Annotated in this window: 5 protein-coding genes; 2 read left to right on the forward strand and 3 right to left on the reverse strand. The window is 68.6% G+C overall.

From position 1 onward, the window contains the following. Window positions 1-385 (forward strand): GIY-YIG nuclease family protein (locus ACFQEU_RS13490; protein WP_379782983.1); only part of this gene is annotated, 385 nt, incomplete at its 5' end. Here ACFQEU_RS13490 and ACFQEU_RS13495 read toward each other — a convergent pair. The 3 genes from ACFQEU_RS13495 to ACFQEU_RS13505 all read right to left on the reverse strand — a co-directional run bounded on the left by ACFQEU_RS13495 (window position 373) and on the right by ACFQEU_RS13505 (window position 2,224). After that, the gene (locus tag ACFQEU_RS13495; RefSeq protein ID WP_379782985.1) at window positions 373-885 is read right to left on the reverse strand and encodes an acyl-CoA thioesterase; all 513 of its coding nucleotides are present in this window, start codon (window positions 883-885) and stop codon (window positions 373-375) included. The genes ACFQEU_RS13490 and ACFQEU_RS13495 overlap by 13 nt on opposite strands. 34 nt (window positions 886-919) lie before the next feature. Further along, the gene (locus tag ACFQEU_RS13500) at window positions 920-1,372 is read right to left on the reverse strand and encodes a bifunctional nuclease family protein (protein ID WP_379782987.1); all 453 of its coding nucleotides are present in this window, start codon (window positions 1,370-1,372) and stop codon (window positions 920-922) included. Between the two features lie 81 nt (window positions 1,373-1,453). Then, window positions 1,454-2,224, reverse strand: a complete 771-nt coding sequence (locus tag ACFQEU_RS13505; RefSeq protein ID WP_379782989.1) for an ArsR/SmtB family transcription factor — start codon at window positions 2,222-2,224, stop codon at window positions 1,454-1,456. Between the two features lie 207 nt (window positions 2,225-2,431). Between ACFQEU_RS13505 and ACFQEU_RS13510 the strand changes: the two genes are divergently transcribed. Continuing rightward, on the forward strand, window positions 2,432-3,184 hold a 753-nt coding region (locus ACFQEU_RS13510), incomplete at its 3' end, for a TraB/GumN family protein (protein ID WP_379782991.1).

Genomic DNA, 3,184 nt, shown 5'->3' on the forward strand with positions numbered 1-3,184 from the left:
CCCCGCAGGAGCGTACGCCTACACCGGGAGCGCGCTCGGTGCGGGCGGGTTCTCGCGCGTCCACCGGCATCGCCGGACCGCCGCGGGCACGCACGACGTCCGACACTGGCACATCGACTACCTCCTCGGCCACCCGGCAGTCGGGATCGACCGTGTCGTCCACGGCCCGGGCGTCGACGTCGAATGTGCCGTCGCGACCCGACTCCCCGAAGGTCCGGTCGAGGGGTTCGGCGCGTCCGACTGCGACTGTCGGAGCCACCTCTCGCGGGCGGCCACGCTCGACGACCTGACCGAGCGGGTCGTCAGCGCGTACGAGACGGTCGGATCCGCGCGGCCGATCCGGAGCGACTCGGGCGGCGGCTCGCCGACCGATCAGACATCGTAGCGGTCGACGACCTCGCGGAGCTGCTCGCGTCGTCCTTCGATGGCGCGCTCGCGGAGCGCGGTCTCTTCCGCGGTCGGACACTCGACCGCGGGCACTTCGGTCGGCCGCCCCGCCTCGTCGAGTGCGACGAAGGTGAAGTAGGAGGTGGTGGTCCGGCGCGAATCGCCGGTTCGAGGATTCTCCGCACGTACCTCGACTTTCACGTCGAGACTCGTTCGCCCGGCGTTGAACACGTACCCCTCGACTACGACGACTTCCCCCATCTCGATGGGCGCGATGAAGTCGACGTGGTCCATCGAGGCGGTGACCACCTGCCGGCTGGCGAAGCGCATCCCGGCGATCGCGCCACAGATGTCCATCCAGTGTAACACCGCACCACCCAGCGCCCGACCGAGGTTGTTGGTGTCGTTCGGCAAGAGCAGCTCCGTCATCTCGGTGTACGACTCCGCGACGGTCGCGGTTTCCGAATCCGTGTCCGGGTCGTCGTCCGTATCGGTCATATCTCCGATCCGGCGGCGGGCGACTTGAACCCCTTTATGAGCCCTCGCGACGGTCGTCGCCGAACTGAACGGAGTCGGGATGACGGCCCGCTTCGTCTATCACGTCGTCGGAAACCATGATAGGGCAGTCGATGCGGACGGCGAGCGCGAGCGCGTCCGAGGGACGGGCGTCGAAGACGAACGACTCCGGCTCGCCGTTCTCGTACCGCTGGGCGTCTATCTTGGCGTAAAAGGTCCCGTCGGTGAGGTCGTCGATCCGCACCCGATCGATGGCCCCGCCGAACTCGGTGAGGATCTCCACGAGCAGGTCGTGCGTGAGCGGCCGGTCGAACGGCTCTCCCTCCAACACCATCCCGATCGACCGGGCCTGGTCGCCGCTGACGAAGATCGGGACGTACTCGCCCCGGACGCCGAGCACGACTGCTGGGACGTCCCCACCGGGCGCGGAGCCCGCGCCGACTCCGACGACCTCCGCTTCGTGTTCCATACGTGAGACACGGGGCGGCCGCATGAATACCTGTCCCCGAGATGTGGATCGCGTGCGCCCGTCCCGCCGTGTCGTGTCGTCTTAGGGGCCCCAGTCGCCCCGATACCAGGCGAGCCACGCGAGCGTGAACACGAGCGCTGCGCCGAGGAAGAACACGACGCCCGGTTCCGAAAGCGTCGCCGCGAGCTCCGTGAGTAGCTCCGACTCCCCGGCGGCCTCGCGGAACTGATACCCCGTGTCCTCGACGCTGGCGTCGACATCCGCGAACTCCTCGTCCGGCTCCGGCGCGGCCTCCGCGTCGTCGGTCGGCTCGTCCGGGTCCTCGGTCGCGACCCCGACATCGTCGACGTCGTCGGTCGCCGCCCCGTCTTCGGTCGTTGCCGGCGCGTCGTCGGCCAGTCCCACGTCCGGGAGGAGCGAGGAAAACGCGGCCTGCGCCGCTAGCGCGGCGAGCCCGATGACCCCGTATCCGCCAAGTAGCCGCTTGAGCGCGGTTTTGATCCCGTGGGACTGGTCGGCACCGCCCGCGAACAACACCAGTGGCTCGTCCGTCGGCGCGTACACGTTCATCTCGCGGCCCTTCTCGGAGTACGTGGTGTCGACGACATCGACGACGTCGGCGTCGCTGAGCTTCGAAAGGTGGTACTGGACGTTCTGTAACGAGGTGTCGAGCTCGTCGGCCAGCTCGGAGGTCGTGGCGGGTTCGTCGTGGAGCGCGGAGAGGACGTTCCGTGCGGTCTCGGAACCGAGCGCGGCGATGAGGTCCTTGGCCTCGTCGTCGTCGACGCCGACGACTCGGGGATCGCGGTCGTCCGGCGTCGAATCCGGCAGGGAGGGTAACAGCCGGGACATATACCTCCGTGAACACCGGTCGGATACAAATCTGTTGGGGACCGGCGGACACCCTGAGCGTCGGTGGCCCGATTCGCCCGGTCTCAGCACCTCCAGTCTCGCCCCGTCCCGTCATGCCGCTCCCGTCCCCGGGCTCGGGGCGGTGACGGCAGCACACATCGACATCGACTCACAAGCCCTAAACGCCGGGACGCAGTACGTCGGGTGATGACAGAGACGCCTGGGGGGGCATCCGACTCCCCGTCGCCCCCCGCAGCGAGCGCGGCCGCGGACGCGCCGGCCGACCCGGAGCCCGGATCGGTTACGGTCGTCGGGACCGCACACGTCTCCGAGCACTCCGTCGAAGAGGTCGAGGAGGCGATCGACCGCGAGCGCCCGGACGTCGTCGCCGTCGAGCTTGACGAGGGTCGGTACCGCCAGATGAAAGGCGAGACACCCGACGACCTCGACGCGAGTGACCTTCTCAAGGGGAACACCGTCTTCCAGTTCCTCGCCTACTGGATGCTCTCGTACGTCCAGACCCAGCTCGGCGAGCGGTTCGACATCGAGCCCGGTGCCGACATGAAAGCCGCCATCGACGTGGCAGAGGGACTCGGTATCGACGTGGCGCTCGTCGATCGTGACATCCAGACGACGATCCAACGGTTCTGGGCCCGAATGACAGTGGTCGAGAAGCTCCGCATGGTCGGTGGGCTCGCGTTCGGTATCACCGATCCCCGGATCGTCGGAGTCACCGCCGGACTCCTGATCGGTATCCTCGCCGGGCCCGCGATCGGGATCTTCGGCGGGTCGCTCGGCGTGACCGAGCCGCTGTTGACGAGCGTCACCGCCGGGGTGTTGACGGCGATCGTCGTTTCGCTCCTCGTCGACCAGGTCGGTCGGGTCGGGCTCTCGCCGGACGCCCGGCTGTACGCCGCGGCCGGTCTCGGTACCGCCGCCGGGGTCGGTGCCGCGACGTTC

It is taken from the genome of Halorubrum tibetense, assembly GCF_042661865.1.
Taxonomy (GTDB): Archaea; Halobacteriota; Halobacteria; order Halobacteriales; family Haloferacaceae; genus Halorubrum; species Halorubrum tibetense.